This is a genomic window from Rickettsia endosymbiont of Nabis limbatus (assembly GCF_965196655.1).
Taxonomy (GTDB): Bacteria; Pseudomonadota; Alphaproteobacteria; order Rickettsiales; family Rickettsiaceae; genus Rickettsia.
Genome location: NZ_OZ239771.1, coordinates 1,152,501 through 1,178,927, shown reverse-complemented (window position 1 = coordinate 1,178,927; position 26,427 = coordinate 1,152,501). Strand labels below are relative to the sequence as shown.

The window sequence follows — 26,427 nt, the reverse complement described above, 5'->3', positions numbered from 1 at the left end:
TATTTTAATTAATTATCTAGTGAATATTGCACATTATAACCTTATTAGGTTACACCAAATTCTCTGGTCCCTTTTTCGTGCAATTTACTGGTCCCTTTTACTTTAGCAATGACATTTAAAAAGTGAGGTTCAATTTTTGGTTCAAGTTCTAACTTTACTACCATCTGAGCTATTCTATCTTCTACTGTAGGCACTCCTAAAATTCGTTGATCTCTATTTCTCTTAGGTATGGCTACAGCTTTAACAGGCTGTGGCATATAACTTCCTGAAGACATACGATTCCAGATCTTGTATAAATTCTTTTTCAAGTTTTCTTCAAAATCTTTTATCGTTTGTTGATCAACTCCTGCAGCTCCAGCATTTGCTTTTATAAGCTTGTATGCTTGCAACACTAACAGTTTCGAAATCTTAAATGGTTTCGTCATTACCTCTATCTCATCCCTTTAAAAAAAAGTTGAATATTAGTTAGACAGTTTAATTCACTTCCTTCGCTCCATCGTCATTACAACAACTTCAATACTACTACAAAGTGATCCGCCCCAGTGCACTGCTTTAGTATTCTTTATCTTGCAGTCACCCTGCTTGATATTCTACTTTTACATCAGTACGACTGGTTCCCGCAGTTCCATAAAAGAGCCTAGATTAGATTCATGCCACCTATACACCGAGTACCGCTTACCCAACATCCGAGTAGCCGATAAGCTTATCCCTAGAGAATGTGTAGCCCTAGGTTTTGATACTATTATCATTTACGACGCTTATAGTAGTTCACTCTCATTCATCTCTCTAATCCTTACTTCACCAAAAAGTTTTTTTTGATTTTCCTTAATGCTCACGACCATCGCTCTTAACCACAGCCGCTTAAGGTAGTTTGAGACCAACTCTCGATAACCGATCTCGGTGGACCTACCACCATCTCTTCTATAGCTTTGCTACGGCACACACACACTTATTTGTACAGAGCCTAGTAAGTTTATCAGCTAGTGCAAAGGGGCGATTTATGGAAGAAATCGTCTTAAAAATAAATGCAATATATTAATAATTTTCTAATTTAACTATTGCAATTTATTCCATTATTTCTTATATTCAAAGTCGCTTAAATAAAAAGCACAAGGGTGTTTTAATATTAATAATGAATTTTATCCCCTTAAATTCAAATATTAAAATGCCCACAGCTAATTATTCTATATTTAAGCGGGTGTAGCTCAGGGGTAGAGCGCTACCTTGCCAAGGTCGAAGTCGAGGGTTCGAATCCCTTCACCCGCTCCAATAATCTTCTTCCAAACTTCTGCTTTTAGTTAAAATGATATTTTTGTTAAATTGATAGGATTAGCAACGACATAACGCCATAGCTTATCTGTGCCTTTAGTTATGCCGATACGTGTGGTGGTAGAATAAGGGAGTTTTAAGTTAATGTCACTAACAAAAAATTCGTTGTTATTAATTAGGTCAATTCTATTATGAGAAATATTAATTCCTAAATATTTACACAACTTTCCTGGTCCATTTAGATGCAAATTTGTAGGTGAAATAATATATGCTCCACGAATTAGGGTGGCAGCAGGAAAGCCGTCAGTTTCGGTTACGAAGTTTAGACAATAATACATGCCGTAAATCAGATAAACATAGCTAAAACCAGCCAGACCAAACATTACATCAGTTCTTTTTGTACGACCTCTTGCAGCATGACAAGCCGGATCTTCTTGTCCAATATAGCTTTCAGTTTCAGTAATAATAGCTGTTTTACCTTGGAAATATAAAACTTTACCCAGCAGCTCTTGACTTACTATATTAGTATCTCTAGCAAAGAATTCACGTCCTAATGGGGTTAGTGTATTACTCATTTTAATTTATTATTAATTCATTGCACTGTTCGAAAAGCATCTTCGGTGTCATGCCCGCGTAGGTATTGTTGCTTGGATCGGAAAATATCCTATATGTCATTCTTAGCTAAAAGCAGGAATCCAGTATAAAGCGAGATAAATCTAGCTTTTAATTTTAAAAATCTATTGTATTTATTTAATTTTTCTTCTGGATTCCCGCTTTCGCGGGAATGACATAGGGGTAGTAATACTATTTACTGTTGGAACAGGATCATATCCGCCATCGCAAAAAGGTTGGCATTTAATTATTCTTTTAAAAGTAAGCCATGATCCTTTGATACCTCCATGTGTGTTTAGTGCCTCTTTAGCATATTTGGAGCAGGTAGGATAAAATCGGCAATTGTTACCACCAAGTAATGGGGAAATAAAATATCGATAGAAAGTAAGAAGTAATAATAATATTCTAGTCATTTCGCAGCTTATCTATAATTGCTTCCATCTTTTCCGGCGTCAAATCTTCATAATAATCGTCATTAATTTGCACTACCGGAGCATTAACGCATGCACCTAAACATTCGATTTCAATTAGGCTAAATTTTTGATCTTTGGTTACTTCTTTATCTTTTATGCCAAGTTTTTTCTCACAAGTTTTCATGATATCATCGCTACCACGCAACCAGCAAGGGGTAGTGGTGCATATTTGTATATGATGCTTACCGACGGACCTTAGATTAAACATAGTGTAAAAAGTTGCCACTTCATAAGCTCGCATATACGGCATTTCTAGCATATTCGCCACATACTCAATAGCAGGAACGGGCAGCCAACCGCCATTTTGACGTTGAGCAAGATCAAGAAGTGGTAATATGGCACTTCTTTTGCCCTCCGGAGGATATTTTTTTATGATATCTTCTGCTAGACTTAAATTTTTCTTATCAAAACTAAAATTTGTCATTTTTGTATTCATATACTCCTAATATCATGAATAATTTAGTAGACGAAGTTTTATTTGGAAAAGAGCAAGAAGCATCTAGATTTTTGACCGCAGCGTACACTTTGGTACGTGAGGATCAAAAATGAGAAGCGACGTAGCCAATTTTTCAAATAAAACTTCGTCTACCTATCGATCTCACCGAATACTATATCAAGTGTTGCTATAATAGTAATAACATCTGCCATTAAATGACCTTTAGACATAAAGTCAAGTCCTTGCAAGTGAGCAAATCCTGGGGCTTTAATTCGGCATCTGTAAGGTCTGTTACCGCCATTAGAGTATAAATATACGCCAAACTCGCCTTTAGGAGCTTCTACTGCCTTATAAATCTCGCCGGCTGGAACATCGTACCCCTCGGTATAAAGCTTAAAGTGATGAATCATTGCTTCCATAGACTCTTTCATTTTAGCCCTTGTTGGTGGTGCTAGTTTTGGATCATCAGTTTTAACCGGACCTTGCGGCATTTTTTCTATACATTGCTTGATTATCTTAACAGACTCATACATTTCAAGCATACGCACTAAATATCTGTCATAACAATCGCCATTTTTGCCGATCGGTACTTCAAAATCCATTTCGTCATAAACGTCATAAGGGTTTGATTTACGCAAATCCCAGGCTATGCCCGAACCTCTAAGCATTGGTCCTGAAAATCCCCAGTCCATGGCTTCTTTTTGTGAAACAACACCAATATCCACTAAACGCTGTTTCCATAACCTATTTTCATTTAGCAGATTTTCAATATCTTGAAGTTTAGGCGGGAATTGCTGAATGAACTTATCAATATCTTCAAGTAAGCCGCTAGGCAAATCCTCAGCAACGCCGCCTGGTCTGAAATAGTTCGAGTGCATACGAGAGCCAGAAACACGTTCGTAAAACTCCATGATCTTTTCACGCTCTTCAAACAGCCATAATAAAGGAGTGGTTGCCCCGACATCTAAAGCTTGGCTACCGATGTTTAATGTATGGTTCAGGATTCTCGTTAGTTCTGAAAATAGCACCCTAATAAACTGAGCTCTTCGTGGTATTTCGCACTCTAATAGTGATTCGGCAGCTAAAGCAAAAGCGTGTTCTTGACTCATTGGCGAAACATAATCAAGGCGATCAAAGTAAGGTATAGCTTGCAGATAAGTTTTATGTTCAATCAGCTTTTCGGTACCACGATGAAGTAACCCAATGTGAGGATCAGCGTTATTTACCACTTCCCCGTCCATCTCAAGAATTAGCCTTAAAACTCCGTGCGTTGCCGGATGTTGCGGACCAAGGTTTAACGTTATACTTTTAGTGTTGTTTTGCATGATAGTTATTTTTATATTAAAGATTCTTCTATATTAACAGAACCTAAAGGTAATATTTCAAAGTCATCGTTTATTATACAATCAAATAGAAAAGGGTTAAAATAAGCAAAAGTGTTATATAATTCTTGATTTTGTTTATTTGCTAAAACAAGTTGGTATGAAAGAGAAAATTTATTATAATTTACTTGCCACCCATAATTAGACTTAACATCTTCACTGTAACGTATAAATCGATTTATTTACAGGATCAATTACCATATGTTTTGAAAAGTCACTAATAGTACGTAAATGTATATATGGTACTTTTTTTCGCTAAATATTTTAAAAAATTCTTCATCTATTTTTAATGAAAAATTTTTATGTAAGGTTAAGTTATTTCGTTGACCTTTTACAATATATGGAATCATTTCTTTAATAGTAAAAGCTCTAATCATTTAGCTTTCTCATCTCCAGGTAATACATAAGTAGGGCTATGCCAAGGTGAGCTAAAATCAAACTCACGATATTCTATGTCTAAATTGACCGGTTCGTAAGCTACTTTCTTTGCTTGTTCATCATATCTAACTTGAGTATAACCGGTTAATGGGAAGTCTTTACGCAAAGGATGTCCCTCAAACTCATAATCGGTGAGTATCCGCCTTTTATCATCATTGCCATCAAAATTTACACCATACATATCATAAACTTCACGTTCATACCAACAAGCGGCATTAAATATATTGATTATAGATGGTACGCTTTCTTTTTCAGATACATAAGTTTTAATGATAAGACGTTTATTTAGTTTTAAGCTCAATAAATTGTATACTACTTCAAATCGTTTAGTTCTTTCAGGAAAATCGCTACCAAATAAATCGGTTAGTATGGTAAAACGTAGTTCTTCTGATTCTTTTAAGGTTTTTAAGAAAGGTAGTAAAAAATTCAGATCAACTTTATACGCTATGTAATCCTTAACTATAATAGGAGTTATTAGAATGTTGGACTTAGCAGTAAGCTTTTCAATGATTTTTTCGAGCGTCATATTTAAAACCTGTAGTGCGTTGGATTTTCTTTTGTAACTGCATAAGTCCGTAAATTAAAGCTTCAGCTGTAGGAGGGCAGCCAGGGACATATACGTCAACCGGTACAATTCGGTCACAGCCTCTTACTACCGAATAAGAGAAGTGATAATACCCACCACCATTAGCACAACTACCCATTGAAAGTACCCATTTAGGTTCAGCCATTTGGTCGTATACTTTACGTAATGCTGGTGCCATTTTGTTGGTAAGCGTTCCTGCAACTATCATAAGATCGGATTGTCTTGGGCTTGGTCTAAACAGCATGCCAAAGCGATCCATATCATACCTACTTGCTGCTGCTTGCATCATCTCAACAGCACAACAAGCAAGCCCAAAAGTCATAGGCCATAATGAATTGCTTCTCGCCCAACCGATAACATCATCGACTTTAGTTAATAAGAACCCTCGATTTGAAAGTTCATTATTAAGCAGCTCATCTTCTTGATAAAAATTATTATGCATTTTATTTTTACATAAGTTAAATCTAATAAATATGGACGGAAATACGAAGTTTTATTTAAAAACAAAAGGAGGTGTCGCTAATTTTTAAATTAAACAAGTATTTCTTATTCCCAGTCTAAAGCTCCTTTCTTCCATTCATATATAAATCCTACAGTAAGCACGAATAAGAAGAACATCATTGAGAAAAAGCCTATTTTACCTATTGTTCCAAGACTAATAGCCCAAGGAACTAAAAATGTGATTTCAAGATCAAAGATAATAAATAAAATAGCAACTAAATAAAATCGTATATCAAATTTTGATCTGGCATCGTCGAAAGGTTCAAACCCGCACTCATAAGGCTCTAATTTGTCCTTATTATATTTCTTGGTAGATAACAGATTCGGTAAAATCATTATTAGGCTAGATACCAATGTTGCAATACCAAAAAATATAGCAATCGGTAAATATTCTTGTAAGAGTTCTGAATTCTGTAGCATATATTTTTTTATTGTTTTATCGTCATTGCGAGAAGAAACTGAAAGTTTCGGCGAAGCAATCTCAGGATGTTTGACAAGATTGCTTCGTCGCTTTGTTCCTCGCAATGACCCAGATTCTAACAATCTACCCCAAATAACATTATTTATCAATGACAATATCGGGTTTGACTAATAACTTCATTAAAATTAGTACCCAAATGCTGCTTGCCACCCACCATATTTGCCAAACATTATATGAAATCATGCCGATAATGTAATAATTTATGAAACATGCATAAGAGCTTGCTCTAAAATTATCATTTGCTATGTTACCGATTTGTTTGAGATATTTGTAAACCAAGCTTAAGAATAAAGCTAACCCTATTAATCCCAGCTCTAAGGTAATTTGTAATATGTTATTATGCGGGTGAAGCGGCAAAGGATGCCATTTTTCACCCTTATAATCGATCATTTCACTATCTTTAACTTGGGTATATTTAGAAGAATTAAAGCCATTAATCATAAGTGGTTTTTCAGTAATTCTATTTGCAACAAAATGCCAAATAAATAGACGGTGAGCTGCTGATAGGTGAGTAGTCAAATATTTGTCTGATAACTCCTTAGGATTAATTTGTCCGGCTATAATTGGAAATAATATTGAGCTGATTATTAGACCAAATATTATCAATTTAGAAAATATTGGTTTTATGATCCTTGCTAAAATAAATACTATTCCCCCTAAGCTAAACCCTAAGAAACTTGCTAAACTATCAGAAATATTTAATAAATAAAGCACTAAGATATATAATATTAGAGCTAAGTAATATTTTTTATTATGAGTTAAAATAGTGATAACTACCCATGTAGTAATTGATAATAAAGCACAACCACGATCTAGCATATAAAGGTTAAAATTTGCTTTAAATATTTTAGTTAAGAAGCCATGAGAGAAATACTCAATAAAAAATAGTGAAATTGCGGTAAGAGTGCCAAATATTAAAGCTTTTTTAAGCTGTGGACGATTTTGAAATGGTTTGAAATTACTAACCACAAAACCAAGAAATAAGATTGTAAAGACTTGAGTAAAGTTAATTAAGCTATTAATAGGTCTGATCGCAAATAAACAGGATATCAAGCACCAACCAGCGAAGAGTAGTTCTGTTTTATTCTCACTACCCCATATGTTATTCCCTCGAAAGCGGGAATCTAGTAAAATATGCAAAACATTCTTTCTAGATCTTGTGGTCAAGCCGCTGGATGCCAATGCATGTATAATAACACCCAGCAAAAACACCGTTACAGTAGCTGCGACTGATAAGCCGGCAACCATGCCAAGGCTAGGAATTAAGAATATAAAAAAATAGTTTATCATTTTAACTTAAAAACACTCTTTAGCAAATATTTCATAAATAGGGTGTTCGAATGTAGAAAGTGAAATGCTGCCAGAGGTCATCCAACCTTGAAAAAGTAATTTAGGGTCTTCGTCAATTATATATTCCGTTATAGTCATCAATATATAATTATCTTCGTTATACGGATCAAGGTTTTTAACACATTTATATATTTTAATTTTTATATTACCAAAATATTGTTCTTCGCCAACTTTAAACGTGAGTTTTTCAGATTTAGCAGTAGTTTTATTTAAGGCAATAATCTCACAATTATCACAATTTTTGAATTCTGTACTATCACTAATGGCTTGATCAGAATTTAAAACCGGTGGATCATTATTAATAAGGTTAAATATGTCATTCTCAATATCTTCAGTAGTTGTAACAGAATCTAATTCCTCTGCAAATATAGTAGGCGAGCAGGTAAATATAATAAACGCTAAAATGGTTTTTAAAGATTTCATAAGTAAATTATGTAGTTTTAAGAATTATATACTATAGCCTATTAATGGCAATGATAATTTATGATAGGTTTTAAACGTCATTGTGAGGAGAGGCGTTGTTTACATGGATAAAAAAACGTTTTCAATGTCATTTCCCGCATAGGCGGGAATCCCAAAAAATTAAGTTAACCACCCTGCATTGCAAATGCAGGGCTTAAGATTACGGCATCAATGCCTTAGCTATAGCTAGTTTTCAACTTGAAAGTTTCCAAACTTATCATCTCTCGATTCATGTTTATCAATATAATCCTTGATCATTTGGTCAGTCACATTGCCTGTGGTTCTGACAAAATATCCAACAGCCCATAAGTGTTTACCCCAATACTGTTTCCGTAATTCTGGAAATTCCTGCTGAATCTTCCTTGAACTCTTTCCTTTTAGATACTGTACCACCTTACTAATACTTTGATAAGGTGGCACAGATACATAGATATGTACGTGATTTGAAGCTATCTCCCCTCTTAATATCTCTACTCCATTATCCTTACATATCTCTTGGGTTAGGTCCTTGACTCTCCTACCAATATCACCAACCAATATATTATATCGATATTTAGTCACCCATACTATATGATAAGTGCAATCGTAAACTGTGTGGCTTATCTTCTTGTAATACTGCATCTCTACATTCTATATGTTAAAACGACGCACTGCAAGTGCGGGGTTTTTCTCCCAAATTTGGGACAATAAATACTAGATTCCTGCTTTTAGCTAGGAATGACAATTAAACCAATATGATCTATTCAAAAGAATTACTAGACTCAATTTTGCGTCAGGATTTTCCTAGTTTTATCTTTAAAGTATTTAATACTATTAACCCGGGTGCTGAATATTATCCTAGTAAACATATAAATATAATTAGCGATTATTTAACGGCAGTGCAAAATGGTGATATTAATCGCTTAATAATTAACATACCGCCGCGAAGCCTGAAATCCATCTGCGTTAGTGTTGCTTGGTCTGCTTTTTTGCTTGGAATTGATCCAACCAAGCGTATTATGGTTGCAAGCTATTCTCAAATGCTTACCGTAAAACATTCACTCGATTGTCGTTTTATTTTGAATTCCAATTGGTATAAGGAACTTTTCCCAAATACTATACTTAGTAAAACTCATAATCAAAAAAGTAAATTTCTTACAACTGCTAATGGCTTTCGGTTTGCAACATCGGTGGGGGTTCAGCTACAGGGGAGGGAGGTGATATCTTAATTATTGATGATCCACATAATCCTACGCAAATACATTCCTATAAAATACGCCAAAAAGTTATAGATTGGTTTGAACAAACCTTTGTCAGTAGGCTTAATAATCGTAATCGTGGGGCAATAGTTTTGGTTATGCAGCGTCTGCATAGTGATGATTTAGTTGGATATTTGCTTAATAATAGCAATGCGTGGCATCATTTAAAAATTCCAGCAGTAGCTAGTAATGATCTTGCTTTTAAGTTAACGATTAATAATCAGAAAAAAGAATATAATTATTTTAGTGGCGAGGTACTGGATAGCTACAAAAAGCCTGCTGATTGTTTAGAGAAATTAGAGCAAGAAATAGGTAGCCATAATTATTATGCTCAATATTTGCAAGAACCTATACCGCAAGGCTCATCACTGCTTAATATGGAAGATATTAGCTTTTATGAAAATTTGCCTGAGAAATTTGATTATTTTGTCCAAAGCTGGGATACGGCAATTAAAATTTCTGAAGATTCTGACTATAGTGTCTGTACTATATGGGGTATTTTAGGGCAGAAATATTATTTAGTATCATTAATACGTAAAAGAATTAATTATCCAGAACTTAAAAATTTGACGGAAAAATTAGCAAATCAGTATAAACCGAGATTTATATTAATAGAAGATAAAGCAAGCGGACAGCAGCTAATTCAAGATTTGGGTTTCTTAGGGGATAATATTAGAGTGATTGGTATTAACCAAAATTAGATAAAGTTACGAGATTTGCTGCGGTAGTGCCTTTATTTCAAGCCAGTATAGTGTTAATACCTAAACCATCAACCATAGTTTTAAAAGAATTACTAAACTTCCCGCATATCAAAAATGATGATATAGTAGATTCAGTTAGCCAATTTCTAAACTTTATGAAAAATAAATCGCAAAAACTTCCTGCAAGAATCAGGAGCATAATTATTTAGCTTTCATGCTCTATAGCAAGATCAATTAAACTATCTGTAAGAATACTTAAATTTTTAGTATTAAAATTAATATCCATTTTCTTTCCAACAACATCATAAAAGTAATCATCAAGTGCATTTTTCATCTCTCTTAAAACTTCACTATTTTTTTGCCAATGAACAATTATTTTCCCTTTAATGATTTTATAGGTATCAAGAGCAATTTTAATAGCATTTTCACGCTGATTTTGATTTGTTTTATCATGCAAAAAGTTAAGTAATTTCCTATAAAAAGCTAGCTTTGTTTTGCTAAGTCCTAATTCACTTGGTATATCTTTTTTAAGTTTATTTAGTATGTTTATAGATTTGTTTAAAAAATCGCTATCCGATAAATGTTTGTTGCGATGTTGTAAAATTGTTTTATTTATAAGTTCAGAAAATTTCTGAAAAAGTGCAGGATCAACACGTATACAATTACTAATAATATAATTTATCTCAGCATTAATTTGATTAGCTTTCTCTAAAGCTGTAATGTCTGTTCTTTTAATAAAACTGCCAAATAATTCATTGTCAAAAATGTTAATTGTTTCAGTGTTAGTAATATCACCGGCAGTAATATGCTCATCAAGTAACTTTGCGATTTGCTCGGTATATATTTTTTTATCTGTTTTTTCATTATAACGCTTTTCTACTATTTTCTTAAGCTTATTAAAGTTTTTTAATTGGCTATATAATTCGTCTAATTCTTTTGGTTTAAAATATTCAGCTAATTTATTAGAATTAGAGAATATAGACATCAAATTTTTTAATCTGTCTAGCAGGAAATAAAAATTACTCCGTATGTTTTCATCGGCTAAATATTGCTCACACTGTTCAAGATCTGAGCTATTAGATACACTAGTAAAAATATTTCTAATTTCTTGCAGTAACGAGAAAAACTCTTCCACCTTGTCATTTATGACAAATATAGCCTCTTCTAAATCTTCTTTATCGAAACTTCTTAACTTATCACTTTCATAAAGCTTGCATGCATCATCTAATTTTACTGCTAACCCTTCATAGTCAATTATATAACCATATTCCTTAGTTTTCTCAATCTCCTCAAATAGACGATTTGCCCTGGCAATTGCTTGTAAAAGATTATGCTCCTTTAATTTTTTACATATATAAACAACTGCAATACGAGGTGCATCAAAACCGGTTAGTAATTTTGATACTACAATTAAAATTTCAGGGTTATCGGTATTTTTAAATTGTTCAATGATTTGGTTTGATTTTAACCCTTTTTGGGTAGATAAAAATTCTTGTATTTCATTTTTGCTTTCAATATCATTATGACTTTCTCGATCATCAAAAGAAGATATAATAACTTCAGAACTTACTTGATCTATCTCATCCAAAAATTTTTTAAAACTAATAGCAATCGATCTAGAGGGGCTATTAACATGGCTTTTAGACCAGTGCCTTTAAACATTGTTGAATAATGCGTTGAAATGTCGATTGCTTTAGCTTTAATACACAAGAATATATTCAAACAAATAACAATATCTCTATTCGTTTTGCTAATAGTGATGATATTCATGCCATGGTCTCTTTATCGCACACCAAACGCCTGGCTTATGAAAAAGCTCAACCACAATTTTGGCGTTATAAAAAAGGAGCCGAAGAGTTACAAGCTAAATGGTTTAAAGAGCTATTACTACTTGATGATTATATTATGTTGATTGCAGAAAGTGAAAATAAAATAATTGGTTTTATTATAGGTAAGATAATAGAAGCTCCCGAAGTTTATGACCCATTAGGTCTTACTTTAATGGTTGATGATTTTTGTGTTGAAACAGAGAATAATTGGTTTTCAGTAGGCAATAAGCTAGTAGAAGAAATTAAGGCTAGAGCTAAACTAAAGAATGCTAGTCAAATTTTAGTTATTTGTGGCGGATATGATGAACCTAAACGCCTATTTTTAAAGTCAATTGGACTAAACATTGCTTCAGAATGGTATACCGTTTCTATATAGTAATACTACATTTTGCCTATGTTATCCCTACTAAAGTATGTTGTTGCATAGCTCAATTTTACCTCTGTCATCTAGCTCACTTGTAACGGGATTCTCGGAATAAATCACAGAGGGCTTTGTTGCGTGGATTGAAAAACATCCTGGATGTCCATTCCTGCGAAAGCAGGAATCTAGTATAAAGCGAGATAAATCGAGCTTTTAATTTTAACCGCATAGCAAAAATCTAGGGAGCTTGCTCCCTAGATGGATAGCGTTATAATATAAGCGTTGGCATATTATAATTTAGTAGAATGGAATTGAGGCGTAATAGTCATCATGTTTTTAGAATAATGTATCACTTTGTGTGGATACCAAAATATCGTCATAAAGTGTTTATTGAACCTTATAGAGAAAGCTTAAGGTTAATAATAAAGAAGATTGGTTACGATTATAATATAGAAATAGTGGAGTTAGAGATACCTACTGATCATATTCATATGGTAGTAAAATCTGAGCCAAAAGTTTCTCCGTCGTATATTATGCAAATAATAAAAAGCATATCTGCAAGAAATTTTTTCAAGCTTTATCCAAAAATAAAGCGTAAATATTTTTGGGGTGGTAAACTTTGGACGCAAAGTTTTTTTGTAGAAACTGTAGGTAACGTTAATGATGAGGTAATTCGTGAATATGTACGAAATCAAATAAACGCAATGGATAAAATTGAAAAAGAAACAAAGCAGTTTAACCTGTTTTGAAACTCGGTCGCTTGCGGCCGAGTTCTTCATAAATTTGCTGTATTTATGCTTTTTTCCTGGATTCCTGCTTTCGCAGGAATGACATCGAAACCACGCAACAATGCCATCACAGGGTGACAACAAAAAAACGATCCACGCAAGCTATGCAAACACAGTTTGACCGCATGGTAAATTTGTTATAGTACTAGTCGTAATAATAATCTTCGATGGTATGTAATTTAGGATCAATTATTGTTACAGTATCATCACTTGATCTAGTATCTATTTGTAGAGAATTCTCTAATTTTTTTTCTAAAAACTGGGTATATTATACCATCTTTTTTTGCCATAAAATCCTCTACTTTTCTTTGACATTCTTTATCAGATGACTTAAATGACTTGTTTGAGTTATCTGTAACATTTAAGTATAATTCTTGTAAACAATTTTGACTTAATGTTTTAGTAATTCTTAAGGTAGGTTCTACCATGTGACAAAAAACAATTTTTCCGTCAGGTAATTCACACCTTGTGTTAAAGTTTGTTTTTTTCATAATAATTTTCTAATTAATTAAACTTAATTGAAAATATCTAATAAATTTCAACTGTGCAATAAAATATTTAAACTTCTTTTGAAAGGATTACAAAATACTCTTTTTCAAAGAGAAGAAATATACTTATCCAAATTTTTCGTCATTTCTAAGTAATTAACTTTACCATTTGCAAGTAGCGGTATTTCAGGTAAGGTAATAACTATTTTTGGTACATAGAGTAAAGAAACTTGTGCTTTGCGTATGTTATTTGTAAAATTCTCTCTATTTATAACAGTACTGGTAGTAAATAAAATAATTTTTTCCCCTTGGGTTTCATCTTGCGTGGAAATTGCAGCATGTAAGGAGCTAAGATCAATCTCACTTGCAAGCTCCTCGACTTTTGTAAGCGAAATCATCTCGCCAGCTATTTTAGCAAATCTTTTCAAACGTCCTAAAATAGTTATGTATCCTTCTCCATCAATTTTAACTATATCACCCGTATCGTGCCATTCTTTGTAAATATAATTACCGCTTTCGTCTAAATAACCAAGCATGATGTTAGGACCACGAATTAGTAAGCGTCCCCCCTCATCTATCCCCTCAACCTTTTCAAGTTTATATTCAATCTGTGACAATAACCTCCCAACAGTACCAGCTTTACTATGCATAGGGGTATTGCAAGCAATTATAGGTGAGCTTTCTGTTATACCATATCCTTCAAAAATACGTATGCCATATTTATTAAGCCAGAATTGCCTTGTAGTTTCTTTTAATTTTTCACTACCTGCAAATATATAACGTAATGAGTAAAAGTCGTATGGATGAGCATAATTGGCATACCCATTTAAAAATGTATCAGTTGAAATTAATATGGTTGCTCCGACATCATATATCATTTCTGGTATGCTGCGGTAATTTAAAGGTGAGGGGTATAAAAATAGCTTAATGCCATTTAAAGTTGTAATAATTGCTCCGCCAAGCCCAAAGCAGTGAAATAGTGGTAATGAGTTAAATACTATATCATCAGGGCTAAAAGGTATTTTAGCAGTTACTTGATATCTATTAGCTTGTAGGTTTCTGTGAGATAACATTACAGCTTTAGGTTCTCCTTCAGTACCTGAAGTAAAAATTATTACTGCTGGTTTTTCATCATCACGATTACGACAAAAATACTTATAATAAGTTTTAGAAAAACGGATGCCTATTGAAGCTTTTAATTTTAGAGCTAGATTGATTTGGTTTTTAAAATCTTCTAGATATATTACTTTAATACCAAAATCTAATAAATTAATTATTAATTCGTGTAGCTCTGCTTTTTCTATAAATTGTTTTGAAGTGTAAATTACTTTTAACTGTGCGGTTTTACAGGAGTTAATAATAGTACTTATCCCGCTACTCCAATTAATTATAGCTGGAACAAATCCGCTAAATTGCATAGCATAAAAAGTAATTAGGGTATTTGTCGTGTTAGGTAGCATTAAACCTAAATGCTTGCCAAAAATGTTATTTCTTTTGATTAAATCGCCAAGAATAAAAGATTTAAGTATTAAATCTTGATAAGTAGCTTTGTTATTTTCAAAATCATTAACTATTTTTTTCTTAAATCCATGAATTTTGGCAGCTTCTATCAATGATGCAAATAAAGTATTCTTATAGTCTGAACTCTCAAACATCATATCAGCCATAATATCATATAGAGTTCTTGCTATATATTGGCGTCTTTCTTGACCGGATGCAGAACCAATATCAGCAAATTTTACCGGTGGTAGAACAGTAACAGTAATTTTAGGAAATATCTTTCTCTTTAATATATTTTGTAGTTTTGAGAAATGAGTAAATTGTGTGCCATCTATTCTAACCGGTAGAATAGTTGCGTTTGCTTTATCAGCAATCATCCCAGGACCCTCATAAATCTTCATTAAAGAGCCAGTAACACTTATTCTACCCTCCGGAAAAATAGCTATTTTACGATCATTTTGTACTTCTTTTACTAAGGTCTTAATTGCCATTGGGTTGTTTGGATCAACAGGCAAAGTATTAGCCATACGTAAAAATGGTTTAATCCACCATATTTTGCGTATATCAGGGCTTATTGCAAAGGTCATTTCCTCTTTTAGGTAGGTCGCAATTAATGGAGGATCCAGATATGAAATATGATTAGCAATTACTACTACTTTGTTGCCTGCTTTCTGTAAGTTCTCAAGTCCTTTAACTTCAACCTTATACATTAAATCAAACCAAAATTGGAATATTCTACGTAGGACAGGATAAGGAATAATTTTAACTTCAGGGATTAAGCGATAAATATAGATGGTAACGATCATATTAGATAGGCTGATAAATAATATTATCCAAGGTATCGTAAAATTTAAATAAAATAATAATGATAGGATAATAGTTGATCCTACCATAAAGATAGAATTAATTAGGTTGTTTATGGCAATAATACGGCTGCGGTGAGCGGGATTTGCGTAATGCTGTAATATAGCAAAAAGAGGTACAATATATAATCCACCAATTGCTGCTAAAAAGAATAGATCAATAACTATTCGCCAATTATGCCTTTTTGATAAAAATACAAAAATACTTTTTAGTTGAGCTGGTTCATAAGCAACGGCACTAATTCTACTAGCAAAAAATAAATCGATGCCAAAAATACTAATGCCAAGTGCTGAAATAAAGAGGTATTTAACAGTGATTTCATCTTCAAATATTTTGCTACATAAAAATGAGCCGACACCAACGCCAAGCAAGAAAACTGCTAAAAACAAATTAGCAACATTCTCATCAGCTTTAAACGTTATTTTAGCAAGTAAAGGTATCTGAGAAATTATAGCAGCTCCAATAAACCAAAACCATGAAATACCTAGTATTGCTAAATATATTTGCTTTTTGGTTTGAGCATATCTTATCATATTTAGGCTTTCATTTATGATATTAAAATTTACCTTAATATCACGATTTGCGTTATTTGATTTTGGTGTAGTAAGGCTTGAAATAAAACCAATAGCTGCAATTGTAACTAAGGAATAAATTATGAAATTATTACTGATTGTGTAATAGCTGCCGATTATAGTACTAATAAAAATAGCAATGAAAGTTCCAGCCTCAACGAAGCCGTTAGCACCTAGTAACTCATCTTTACCTAAATGATCAGGCAGTACACTATATTTAATTGGACCAAAGAAAGTGGAATGAATACCCATTAGGCAAATAGAGCAGAGTAGTACTATAATATTATTATGATGAAAGCCGTAAATAGCAAAAGCGATTATAGCAATCTCGCAAGCTTTTATAATTTTAATTAGGGTAGAGCGTTCATATTTATCAGCGATTTGTCCGGCTATACTTGCAAATATTATAAAAGGTAGAACAAAAATAGCATTGGTAACTAAAACAAGTAAGTTATTATATTTGCTTAGAGAACCAACAACTCCATAAGTAATTAAAATTACAAGAGCATTTTTCAAGATGTTATCGTTAAGACAACCGCATAATTGTACTATAAAATTCGGTAAGAATCGTTTATCCTTGAAAAGATATAATTTATGTGAATCCATAGTATATAGTAATTTATTAAGTTTTTGTCATTACGAGGAGGCTTTGTTGTATGGATCGGAAAGCATCTTCGGTGTCATCTAGTTGCTTGTCCAGGGCATACAGAAAAATAACTAAAAATATCAATGTTATTGATATTTTTAACTGGATCCCGTGAATAAATCACGGGATGACATAGGATACATGATTTTAATCATTACTCTAGGTTTGAATTATTGTCAAATATATTATGCAATTTATATTAACATGTCAAATTGTACGGCTTTTTTGTGATTTTGGTTTATTTGTTGGATTGGGTTTTTGTAATAACATTTTTTCTTTTTCTGATAAATTTGGCATTTTAGACAATTTATTCAAAATTTCATCTACATCACCCTTAATTACTGGTAATATTTGTGGCTTTCTATGTGTATTAGATTTATTTTCAACGATTCCTATTTTTTCTGATACTTTATTTGTTATTGCTAATAAATTTTCTTCATTAAAATTTGCAAATTTATTAAATAACTTATTTAACTTAATTTTTTCTAATCCTTTAGTAATTACATCTATTATTTTTTTGCTATTTATAACTAATGTCGGATAAAAATTCTTCTCTAGCTTGTTGAGTAAATTATCGTTTAGTTGATCGGTTAATATTTTTATTTTGTTTGTTTTAGTTGAATTATTTAAATTTAATTTGTTATTATTTTCATATTGTTCTATGGCACTTGATACTATTTTTTCTGTAGTTATACCTAAATTATTACCATAAATAGTAATAATATTATTAGTTTTATCATCTGAAGATATATTTTTTTGTGGGTCTGAGTTAAATTTTACTTGTTTATGATTAATTGCATGTTGTGCAATATTAGAGTCACTTAACTGCTTAATATACTGACCTTTCATATTTTGCAATGCTATTTCAGTACTCATTTTAGTCTCATCGCTCCAATCTTGATAAGTTTTTGTATCTCTTAAAAGAGTAGGGTATAAAAGAAAATTTATGCTTTGAGATACTAAAGTATTGATATCATAATCATATTTGTTTCCTCCTCATTAGTAATTTGCTGTGCATTCTTATACTTTATTTTAATATATTACAAGCTAAATTATTTATCAAAGGTAAAGAAACATTAACTTTTGAAATATTTTTATTAAGAGGTTACATCTTTTTCTTTCTGAACTTTCTTTCGTCTCTGTAAATTCTTTTTTAGAGCAGATGATAAATTGCTAAAATTAGGCTTTATCTTGGTTTTTGTAGTTTGTTCTTTGCTATCTTTGGTAGATGACATAAATAATTATCTTTTCACGCTAACATTATTATATTATACTACGGATATTTTGAAAAATAAAATTATAAATATCTATGAATCAAAGTAATATAGTCTCTGCGGAGTTACTTGACGAGAAAAAAAATATTGCGAGGCAAGGGGGTGGTGAAGATAGAATTAATACCCAGCATAAGAAAGGTAAGTTAACAGCACGTGAGCGAATAGAAGTATTATTAGATCCTAATAGTTTCACCGAAACAGGAATGTTTGTAGCTCATAGATGCGAAAATTTTGGGATGGATGATAAGAAGTTTTTAGGCGATGGTGTTGTAACGGGTCATGGCACAATAAATGGTAGATTAGTTTTTATTTATAGCCAAGATTTTACAGTGCTTGGTGGTTCACTTGGTGAGTATCATGCTAAAAAGATTTGCGATATTCTAGATCAAGCTATAGCAACTGGTGCTCCCGTAATCGGTATTAATGATTCAGGTGGTGCAAGAATTCAGGAGGGTGTGGATGCTCTTGCCGGATATGGTGAGCTATTCCAGCGTAATGTGTTAGCATCAGGGGTTATTCCTCAGATTACCTTAATTATGGGACCTTGTGCGGGCGGTGCTGTTTATTCACCTGCTTTAACCGATTTTATATTCATGGTTAAAAATACTTCCTATATGTTTGTAACTGGTCCTGATGTAGTAAAGACTGTTACAGGTGAAGAAGTAAGCCAAGAGAAGCTTGGCGGTGCACGTATGCACACTACTAAAAGCGGTGTGGCTGATCTTGCATTTAATAATGATATAGAAGCATTGCTAGAAATTCGTAGATTCTTTAATTTTCTACCATCATCTAATCGTAGTCCTCTACCTATTCGTCCTACTGTTGACCCTGCTGATAGGGTTGATATGTCTCTAAGTACTCTGATCCCTAATACTCCCAATAAACCTTATGATATGAAAGAGCTTGTCGAGCGTATTGTAGATGAGGGAGAGTTTTTTGAATTGCAGCCAGATTTTGCTAAGAATATCATCATTGGTCTTGGTTATATGGAGGGATATCCGGTAGGATTCGTTGCAAATCAACCATTGCATTTAGCGGGATGTTTAGATATTAATGCTTCAAGAAAAGCAGCAAGATTTATTAGGTTTTGTGATGCTTTCAATATTCCTATAATAAGCCTTGTTGACGTGCCAGGGTTTTTGCCAGGTACTTCTCAAGAGCATGATGGTATTATCAAGCACGGTGCTAAACTTTTATATGCTTATGCTGAAGCAACAGTGCCAAAAATTACCGTGATTACTCGCAAGGCTTACGGTGGAGCTTATATAGTGATGAACTCTAAGCATCTTAGAGGTGATATAAATTATGCTTGGTTTAATTCCGAAATCGCAGTTATGGGAGCAGAGGGGGCAGCTGAAATAATATTTAGGGAAGAATGTAAAGATCCAGAGGCTAAAAAACAAAAAATCGATGAATATAAAAAAGTAGTAACATCGCCTTTTGTTGCAGCATCTAGAGGCTATTTAGACGATATCATAAGACCACAAAATACAAGATGGCGAATATGTAAAGCCCTGAATTTCTTACGTACTAAAAAAGTAGAACTACCTTGGAAGAAACATGATAATTTGCCGTTATAGCTGGATGCCGTGAATAAATCACGGGATGACAGGGGAAAATGATCCACGCAAACAAGCCTTAAGCGGGAATGACATAAAAATAACATTTAAAAATAAAATATAAGATTTGAGAACAATAATATAATCAAAAATTAATTATGAAAACTTCACCATCACCTTTAATTATCGTACCACAAGAGGAATTAATATATATAGCACCTCCAACTCCAATAGATTATAATGGTAATAAAATAATTACTCCTTATGCAGTAACTAGGATTGCAAGAGATAAAAAAAATACTTCTTCGGATGTACCTATGACTCCAGTAACACCTATGACTCCATATACGCCTTTCGTTAAATCTAATTCGTTTTTTAATCATAAGGAAAGTAAATATTTCTATAATCCAGCACATGCACTTGTAAGACTGATAAAAGATTCAGCCCCAGAAGAAGCACCACCTCCCATACCTGTTGAGTTCTATGATGATATAACAAGTACATGTGCTTTATCTCTTACAGGTGAAACAATTTATGCTGAGCCACATATCGGTGGATAACTAAATAACTATTTTAATCAAAATTCTATGACTAAACCTTTATTTGATAAAATTTTAATCGCTAATCGTAGCGAAATTGCTGTTAGAATAATTCGTACTTTAAAGAAAATGGGAATTGGATCGGTTGCCGTATATTCTGAAGCCGATACAAACTCAATTTATGTTCAACATGCTGATGAAGCTTATTATATAGGCGATTCACCTGCAACAGAGAGCTATTTATCTATTAAAAATCTTGTTTCGGCAATTCGTGAAAGTGGTGCAAATGCCGTACATCCTGGCTATGGCTTTTTATCTGAAAACCCTAATTTTGCCAATGTTCTTAAAAGAGAGGGAGTAGTTTTAATAGGTCCTAATGCTGCTACTATAAAGAAAATGGGTGACAAAATTGAAGCAAAGAAGATAGCAATAGAAGCAGGAGTTAGTACTGTTCCAGGTTATATGGGAACTATAAATGATGTTAAACAAGCAATAGATATCGCAAAAGAAATAGGCTTTCCGGTGATTGTGAAAGCGGCTGCCGGTGGTGGCGGGCGTGGTATGAGGGTAGTAAATAACCCTTCTGAAATGGCAAATGCTTTTGAATCTGCAAAGCTTGAAGCCGGTAATAGTTTTAGCGATGATAGATTATTTATTGAAAAATTAATTCAAAGACCTCGTCATATCGAAATTCAACTGCTTGCTGATCAGTATGGCAATAGCGTATGTCTTGGGGAACGTGAATGCTCAATACAGCGTCACCATCAAAAAGTAATTGAAGAAGCACCGAGCTCGTTTATTACTGAAGAAATAAGGCAAGAAATGTATAGGCAAGTAATATCGCTATCCAAAAAAGTTGGATATTACTCTGCAGGTACTGTTGAGTTTATAGTAGATAGTGAAAAGAATTTCTATTTCTTAGAAATGAATACAAGATTGCAGGTAGAGCATCCTGTTACTGAATTAATAACCGATATAGATATCGTTGAAGAAATGATAAAAATTGCTGCCGGTAAAAAATTATCATTTACGCAAGATGACGTAAAGTTAAAAGGGTGGGCGTTTGAGTCAAGAATTTGTGCAGAAAATCCAAGCCGTGGTTTCTTACCCTCAAGTGGTAGGATTAATGCATATTCTGAACCTGTAAAAAGCCCAAATATTCGTATAGATACCGGCATTGGACTTGGCGGCGAAGTTAGTATGTTTTATGATTCGATGATCGCAAAATTATGTACTTACGGCGAAACAAGAGAGCAGGCAATTGAGGTAATGCGTTCTGCCTTAAGTTCTTACATTATTAATGGTATTTCTCATAATATTAGTTTCTTAGAAGCAGTGATGCTTCATCCTCGTTTTGTTAGCGGTGATATTTCTACTGCTTTTATTCAAGAAGAATATCCAGATGGATTTTCTGGTGCAAGTCTAACCTCAGAAGTAACAGCAGTATTTTTAGCAACTGCTATTTTTATTTATATATCTGAGCAAAGACGTGCCTCTTTAATTTCTGGAAATATCAATAACCAAGCTAATAAAATCGGTACTAGATGGGTGGTAACGATTGACGATAAATTGTTCCCCGTTCTAATTACGCCTGTTGAAAATGGTTATAATATACGTCATGAAAGTGACCGAATATATATTCGTAGTAACTGGAATTTAGGTAACGAGCTTTTTGTAGCAATAATTAACGGCAAAAAGACAAATATTAAAATCGAAAATATCAGAACCGGTTATTTACTATCACATGCTGGTATTAGTGTAAAAGCCTTTGTTCGCTCCCCTCGTATTTCAGAGCTTGAGGGGTTAATGGTTTCGAAAGTAGTAACAGAAGAAAATTCTGAAATGCAAGCACCTCTTAATGGTCAGATTGCTTCAATTAAAGTGAAAGAGGGGCAAGATGTAACAATAGGGCAGGAAATAATGATCTTAACCGCTATGAAAATGGAAAATATTATCTTAGCTGAACGTGACGGGAAAATAGCTAAAATTTTTGTAAGTGAAAAGGATAATGTGGTCAAAGGTCAGATGCTGCTTGAATTTAATTAAATTATCATCTTCATTTATTAGAAGCATAAAAGCTAGAAATAGTGGTATTTCTAGCTTTTTTTGTTATTATAGTTAATCTCTTAGGGTTTAATTCCCCGAAGGTCTGCTTCGTGATATACTAGATGCATGGAAGAAAGCAGTTATATACATAAAAGTGATAATGTCACAGTACTAATATATCATTTAGTAACACCGGCAAAGTATAGAAGAGTAATATTCAAAGAGGAACTAGACGATTATTTATGTAAAATTTGTGAGGACATAGAAGCTCGTTATGAAATTAGATTTTTGGAAATAGGAGTAGATAAAGAACATGTACATTTTTTACTACAGTCAATACTAATGTATAGCCCAACAAAAATAACTCAAATCATAAAAAGTATTACATCTAAGGAAATGTTTAAGAAATATCCAAATCTTAAAGAAAAATTATGGGGAAGTGAGTTTTGGAGTAAAGGATATTTTATGAGCACAGTAGGTAAACATGGTGATGAGCGGAAATTACGTAATTATGTAAAAAATCAAGGTTCAGGCAAACCTTCTTATAAAGCATTTCAACAAAAACAGTTAAAACTTTTTGGATAGATACCTCGTAGCTCTGCTGCGAGGAGTATCATTGTTATTCTCGTGTGAGGCTTGCTTGCATCGATGTAGAGTCGTCATTGTGAGGAGAGGTGAAGCCTCAATCTTAGGAGTTCTACTTCATGAGATTGCCACACTCATTGCAGTCATGTAGCTCATGACAATTTATGAGCCATGCAACAACGCTAAAATAACAAACGAATTAAGATTTTAAGATAGCAAGATGCCAAAATTAAAAATATTTTTATTTAAATATCTCTATAGTAAAAGATTTATCGGTATTTTAGTCGCAATAGCTATTATTTTTTCTTATCTTACTTATTACACAATATCTACAGGTACAAAAAGTGGTGTAGTTAATTCTAGTAAAGTAATTTGGTTTTTACTAATTGATTTAATAATTTTCTTAATTCTTGGCGTACTATTAACTCGTAAATTTTTCCAAAGTTTTTTCTTTAAAAATAGCGATCAAAATACTTCTAAGTTACAAAACCGTATAGTAGTGGCGTTTAGTCTAGCTGCTGCTATTCCTACTATAATTGTTTCAATATCTTCTGCTTATTTTTTAAACCTTAGTATTCAGGCTTGGTTTGATCAAAAAATTTCTATTGTGCTTGATCAATCTATAATGGTTGCTGATTCTTATATTACTGAACATAAATTACAGTTGAGAGAAACAGCACTTGCTGTTGCTGAAGATTTAAGCGATATGTATTACGATTTAATTCATAATCCTGCTTTATTTACTAAGACACTAAATACTGAAGCTGAAATGAGATCGCTTGATGAGGCAATAGTATTAAATAAGTCGACCAACACAATAATTGCTAATAGCTATTTAAGTTTTTCCTTATCATTTGCAACTATTCCTGCACATCTAATTAAAAAGGCAGATTCGTGTGAGCCTGTGGAAGTAAAATCTGATCCGACTAAGATAAGAATGTTGATTAAATTAAAAGAATATAATGACGTATATTTGTTAGTTGGTAGGTTAATTGATAATAAAATTATTGATCATATAGATGCAACTAATGGAGCGGCAGCAGAGTATCATCGTCTTAAAAACCAAATAGGAAACATACAAATAAAATTCTCAATTATTTTTATCTTTATTGCTTTATTACTTCTTTTAGTAGCGATAAGTTTTGGTGTTATAGTTACTGCTAAAATAGTAAACCCTATCAAAAAGTTAGTTATTGCAACAGATAAAGTAAAGGGCGGTGATCTAACAGTGCAAGTTCCAGAGAATGAAGTGGATAAAGATGAAATAGGAACACTTTATGCCGCATTTAATAGAATGATTAAGCAACTTTCACGCCAGCAAAGAGATTTAGTGATAGCACAACGGGCGTTAGCTTGGTCAGATGTAGCAAAAAAAGTAGCACATGAGATTAAAAATCCATTAACACCTATTTTGCTTGCTTCCGAGCGATTACTTAAAAAATTTAGTCCTGAAATTAAAGAAAGGGCAGAGTTTGAGAATTATTTAAAAATGATTATTCGCCATACTAATGATATTAAAAATATTGTATCTGAGTTTGTTCTTTTTGCTCGTCTTCCTGCACCTAAATTTACTAATTGTGACTTGATTTATGTAATTAATAATATTGTAGAAGCACGTAAATTACTTAATGATAATATTTCTTATATTTTCGAAACTAATATCGATCAATTTGATTTTACGTGTGATACTACTCAGATAAATCAAGTAATGATAAATTTACTTAAAAATGCTGAAGAATCATTAGAGGAAAGCAATCAAGCAGAGATAAAAGTTAAGATAAATGTGAGTGAGCAATTTATTAATATTACAGTCATAGATAACGGCAGAGGATTCCCGCCTGAGCTAATAGGTAAGGCTACTGAAAGCTATGTAACCACTAGAAGTAAAGGTATGGGAGTAGGGCTTGCTATTGTTAAAAGAATAGTCGAAGAACATTGTGGAGTTTTAGATATCGCAAATAGAGAGGCAAGCGGAGCTGTGATTGATATTAGATTTAACCTTGAAGAACTTAAACTCAAGGTTAGACGTCAAGAAATAGGAGTAATTAGTTAGGCTTTCTAAAAATTTCAGAAAGTCCATAATTTAAGGCTCAACACTAGTGAAAGGGTTACTATAAATATTTTCTCCAATTAGAGGATTTGCTAAATAAATGATTTTATTTACATCAAATATTTAAAATAATTATCAAAAAGTTAATATTTATTAGCTTAGGTTAAGATTTTATATTTATACTTATTAAGTACTAATGTAAAAAGTTAATATCATGTCTAAAACAAAACCAGAGTATAATTTAATCTTAAATGAAACCAGTCTAAAAGAATTAATCGATTATAAAAACGCTTTAATAGAAGGTCACGAGCAACCAGGTGCTTACTTAAAAGAAAAATTAGGTAATCAAGATTTAAGTGCTATGAGCAACAAAAAATTTTTAGAAGCTCTATTATTAACTAAGCAGCCTAGAATTTTTGTTGAACTATCAGTTCAAGGAAAGGGTTTAGATTGGAATCATAAAGAATTAAAATTATTAGGAGATATAAATGTTGAGGTGCATGATAACGGTGTATGGTCTACGACTGATCCAAATTTAAAAACACATGATAAGCCATTTAAAGGAAATCTTTTATTTACACCTGGAGTTTTATTAAACGGTATAGCAGGTCTCGAAGGTAAGCCGATAGATTATGATGAAGTAACTACTAACGGTAAAATAGATCAAAAAAATATGACAGCTTAATTGAAAAAAGGCTTTTACCTCTTCTAGCTCATGCTAATGAAACTGCAAGTAATGAAGGTAAGCCGGCAGTAATTACTATGCCAGGTATAGGTTGCGGTAATTTTGCCGGAGAATTTTATGGAAAAATGGGTACTCATTTAGATTTGGCAATGCAAAACATGTTGAAAAAACATGAGAAAAAATTCCCTAACATAGCATGTATATATTATGATCCATATAATGAGGTTGAAAATACTGAAAAAAATATAGGAGGAATAAAATACCGAGTTAGACCTAGTGAGCAAACTCCGGACGGGCAAGATAAAAAACCTCAATTATTGCCTCCTGAGCAATATGAAGAAAAAAAAGGAGAATTTAAAAACTGTACTTTATATAAAATAGTAGCTGGGATCATGTTTCACTTCCTGGAAACGATTTTTACGAAAGTAACACTAGAAATACTGATGATGGTGTGATTGCTGCTGCTACCAATGTATTACAAAAAATTACCGGTATTGAAGGTAAATATAATAAAGATGACATGATGTATTTGCCTCCCGCCGGTTACAGAGATTGGGAACAAGTAGCTAGAAAAATAATATTCACCTTATCGCTAATAATAACGTTAAAATTACTTTAACAAATGGCAAAATGCTTTCTTTAAATGAGTATGAACTTACACATTCGGCAAAAAAATACAGCAAGATCCTGCTAAGCCTTTAATTGATATTAT

At 32.7% G+C, this 26,427-nt stretch carries 24 protein-coding genes, 1 tRNA gene and 1 pseudogene; 11 read left to right on the top strand and 15 right to left on the bottom strand.

Features of this window, described 5'->3' with window-relative positions:
• Positions 1–44 precede the first annotated feature (44 nt).
• Positions 45–425 carry a hypothetical protein gene (locus ACOAL3_RS06810; RefSeq protein WP_419234655.1) on the bottom strand — a complete coding sequence of 127 codons (381 nt, stop codon included), beginning with the start codon at positions 423–425 and terminating at the stop codon, positions 45–47.
• A gap of 769 nt (positions 426–1,194) precedes the next feature.
• Between ACOAL3_RS06810 and ACOAL3_RS06805 the strand changes: the two genes are divergently transcribed.
• Positions 1,195–1,269, top strand: a tRNA-Gly gene (locus tag ACOAL3_RS06805).
• A gap of 29 nt (positions 1,270–1,298) precedes the next feature.
• On the opposite strand, the gene ACOAL3_RS06800 is transcribed toward ACOAL3_RS06805, so the two are convergent.
• The 10 genes from ACOAL3_RS06800 to tnpA (ACOAL3_RS06755) form a co-directional block, all read right to left on the bottom strand.
• Entirely contained in the window at positions 1,299–1,844 is a 546-nt protein-coding gene (locus tag ACOAL3_RS06800) for a DNA-3-methyladenine glycosylase (RefSeq protein WP_395477362.1), read from the bottom strand.
• Between the two features lie 171 nt (positions 1,845–2,015).
• The gene (gene yidD / locus ACOAL3_RS06795) at positions 2,016–2,294 is read right to left on the bottom strand and encodes a membrane protein insertion efficiency factor YidD (RefSeq protein WP_395477363.1); all 279 of its coding nucleotides are present in this window, start codon (positions 2,292–2,294) and stop codon (positions 2,016–2,018) included.
• Positions 2,287–2,790, bottom strand: coding sequence for an NADH-quinone oxidoreductase subunit NuoE (gene nuoE, locus ACOAL3_RS06790; RefSeq protein WP_419234654.1), 504 nt, complete (start codon positions 2,788–2,790; stop codon positions 2,287–2,289). Before nuoE ends, yidD begins: the two co-directional genes overlap by 8 nt.
• 149 nt (positions 2,791–2,939) lie before the next feature.
• Positions 2,940–4,115 carry an NADH dehydrogenase (quinone) subunit D gene (gene nuoD / locus ACOAL3_RS06785; RefSeq protein WP_395477365.1) on the bottom strand — a complete coding sequence of 392 codons (1,176 nt, stop codon included), beginning with the start codon at positions 4,113–4,115 and terminating at the stop codon, positions 2,940–2,942.
• A 430-nt stretch (positions 4,116–4,545) separates the two neighbouring features.
• Entirely contained in the window at positions 4,546–5,136 is a 591-nt protein-coding gene (locus ACOAL3_RS06780) for an NADH-quinone oxidoreductase subunit C (RefSeq protein WP_395477367.1), read from the bottom strand.
• Positions 5,114–5,638: a NuoB/complex I 20 kDa subunit family protein gene (locus tag ACOAL3_RS06775; RefSeq protein ID WP_395477368.1), complete on the bottom strand. Its 525-nt coding sequence runs from the start codon at positions 5,636–5,638 to the stop codon at positions 5,114–5,116. The genes ACOAL3_RS06780 and ACOAL3_RS06775 overlap by 23 nt, the downstream gene beginning before the upstream one ends.
• A gap of 104 nt (positions 5,639–5,742) precedes the next feature.
• Positions 5,743–6,117, bottom strand: coding sequence for an NADH-quinone oxidoreductase subunit A (locus ACOAL3_RS06770; RefSeq protein WP_395477634.1), 375 nt, complete (start codon positions 6,115–6,117; stop codon positions 5,743–5,745).
• A 139-nt stretch (positions 6,118–6,256) separates the two neighbouring features.
• Positions 6,257–7,468, bottom strand: coding sequence for an O-antigen ligase family protein (locus ACOAL3_RS06765; RefSeq protein ID WP_419234653.1), 1,212 nt, complete (start codon positions 7,466–7,468; stop codon positions 6,257–6,259).
• Between the two features lie 6 nt (positions 7,469–7,474).
• Positions 7,475–7,951 (bottom strand): DUF2155 domain-containing protein, encoded by a 477-nt coding sequence (locus ACOAL3_RS06760; RefSeq protein ID WP_419234652.1) that lies wholly within the window; start codon positions 7,949–7,951, stop codon positions 7,475–7,477.
• A gap of 225 nt (positions 7,952–8,176) precedes the next feature.
• Positions 8,177–8,611, bottom strand: a complete 435-nt coding sequence (gene tnpA, locus ACOAL3_RS06755; protein ID WP_419234651.1) for an IS200/IS605 family transposase — start codon at positions 8,609–8,611, stop codon at positions 8,177–8,179.
• Positions 8,612–8,724: 113 nt separating this feature from the next.
• Between tnpA (ACOAL3_RS06755) and ACOAL3_RS06750 the strand changes: the two genes are divergently transcribed.
• Together ACOAL3_RS06750 and ACOAL3_RS06745 are read left to right on the top strand one after the other, a co-directional pair.
• Positions 8,725–9,198 carry a hypothetical protein gene (locus ACOAL3_RS06750; protein ID WP_419234650.1) on the top strand — a complete coding sequence of 158 codons (474 nt, stop codon included), beginning with the start codon at positions 8,725–8,727 and terminating at the stop codon, positions 9,196–9,198.
• Between the two features lie 128 nt (positions 9,199–9,326).
• On the top strand, positions 9,327–9,929 hold the full coding sequence (locus ACOAL3_RS06745; protein WP_419234649.1) for a phage terminase large subunit family protein: 603 nt from the start codon (positions 9,327–9,329) through the stop codon (positions 9,927–9,929).
• Between the two features lie 205 nt (positions 9,930–10,134).
• Here the strand turns inward: ACOAL3_RS06745 and ACOAL3_RS06740 are convergent, their stop codons facing one another.
• On the bottom strand, positions 10,135–11,517 hold the full coding sequence (locus ACOAL3_RS06740; protein ID WP_419234648.1) for a type I restriction enzyme subunit R domain-containing protein: 1,383 nt from the start codon (positions 11,515–11,517) through the stop codon (positions 10,135–10,137).
• 185 nt (positions 11,518–11,702) lie between these two features.
• Between ACOAL3_RS06740 and ACOAL3_RS06735 the strand changes: the two genes are divergently transcribed.
• Both ACOAL3_RS06735 and tnpA (ACOAL3_RS06730) read left to right on the top strand, forming a co-directional pair.
• Positions 11,703–12,134: a hypothetical protein gene (locus ACOAL3_RS06735; protein ID WP_419234647.1), complete on the top strand. Its 432-nt coding sequence runs from the start codon at positions 11,703–11,705 to the stop codon at positions 12,132–12,134.
• Between the two features lie 329 nt (positions 12,135–12,463).
• Positions 12,464–12,868 (top strand): IS200/IS605 family transposase, encoded by a 405-nt coding sequence (gene tnpA / locus ACOAL3_RS06730; RefSeq protein ID WP_419234538.1) that lies wholly within the window; start codon positions 12,464–12,466, stop codon positions 12,866–12,868.
• Positions 12,869–13,122: 254 nt separating this feature from the next.
• Here tnpA (ACOAL3_RS06730) and ACOAL3_RS06725 read toward each other — a convergent pair whose 3' ends face one another.
• The 3 genes from ACOAL3_RS06725 to ACOAL3_RS06715 form a co-directional block, all read right to left on the bottom strand.
• Entirely contained in the window at positions 13,123–13,398 is a 276-nt protein-coding gene (locus ACOAL3_RS06725; protein ID WP_419234646.1) for a hypothetical protein, read from the bottom strand.
• Positions 13,399–13,502: 104 nt separating this feature from the next.
• Positions 13,503–16,937, bottom strand: coding sequence for an acyl-[ACP]--phospholipid O-acyltransferase (locus ACOAL3_RS06720; RefSeq protein WP_419234645.1), 3,435 nt, complete (start codon positions 16,935–16,937; stop codon positions 13,503–13,505).
• 247 nt (positions 16,938–17,184) lie between these two features.
• Entirely contained in the window at positions 17,185–17,853 is a 669-nt protein-coding gene (locus tag ACOAL3_RS06715) for a hypothetical protein (RefSeq protein WP_419234644.1), read from the bottom strand.
• A gap of 433 nt (positions 17,854–18,286) precedes the next feature.
• Here ACOAL3_RS06715 and ACOAL3_RS06710 point away from each other — a divergent pair, with 433 nt between their 5' ends.
• The 6 genes and pseudogenes from ACOAL3_RS06710 to ACOAL3_RS06685 all read left to right on the top strand — a co-directional run bounded on the left by ACOAL3_RS06710 (position 18,287) and on the right by ACOAL3_RS06685 (position 26,334).
• Positions 18,287–19,831 (top strand): acyl-CoA carboxylase subunit beta, encoded by a 1,545-nt coding sequence (locus tag ACOAL3_RS06710; RefSeq protein WP_395477380.1) that lies wholly within the window; start codon positions 18,287–18,289, stop codon positions 19,829–19,831.
• Positions 19,832–19,968: 137 nt separating this feature from the next.
• Positions 19,969–20,370, top strand: a complete 402-nt coding sequence (locus tag ACOAL3_RS06705) for a hypothetical protein (protein ID WP_419234643.1) — start codon at positions 19,969–19,971, stop codon at positions 20,368–20,370.
• A gap of 27 nt (positions 20,371–20,397) precedes the next feature.
• The gene (locus tag ACOAL3_RS06700) at positions 20,398–22,395 is read left to right on the top strand and encodes an acetyl-CoA carboxylase biotin carboxylase subunit (protein ID WP_419234642.1); all 1,998 of its coding nucleotides are present in this window, start codon (positions 20,398–20,400) and stop codon (positions 22,393–22,395) included.
• Between the two features lie 126 nt (positions 22,396–22,521).
• Entirely contained in the window at positions 22,522–22,980 is a 459-nt protein-coding gene (gene tnpA, locus ACOAL3_RS06695; protein ID WP_419234569.1) for an IS200/IS605 family transposase, read from the top strand.
• A 220-nt stretch (positions 22,981–23,200) separates the two neighbouring features.
• Positions 23,201–25,033, top strand: coding sequence for a sensor histidine kinase NtrY-like (locus ACOAL3_RS06690; protein ID WP_419234641.1), 1,833 nt, complete (start codon positions 23,201–23,203; stop codon positions 25,031–25,033).
• 211 nt (positions 25,034–25,244) lie between these two features.
• Positions 25,245–26,334: pseudogene (locus tag ACOAL3_RS06685) on the top strand (hypothetical protein).
• Positions 26,335–26,427 lie beyond the last annotated feature (93 nt).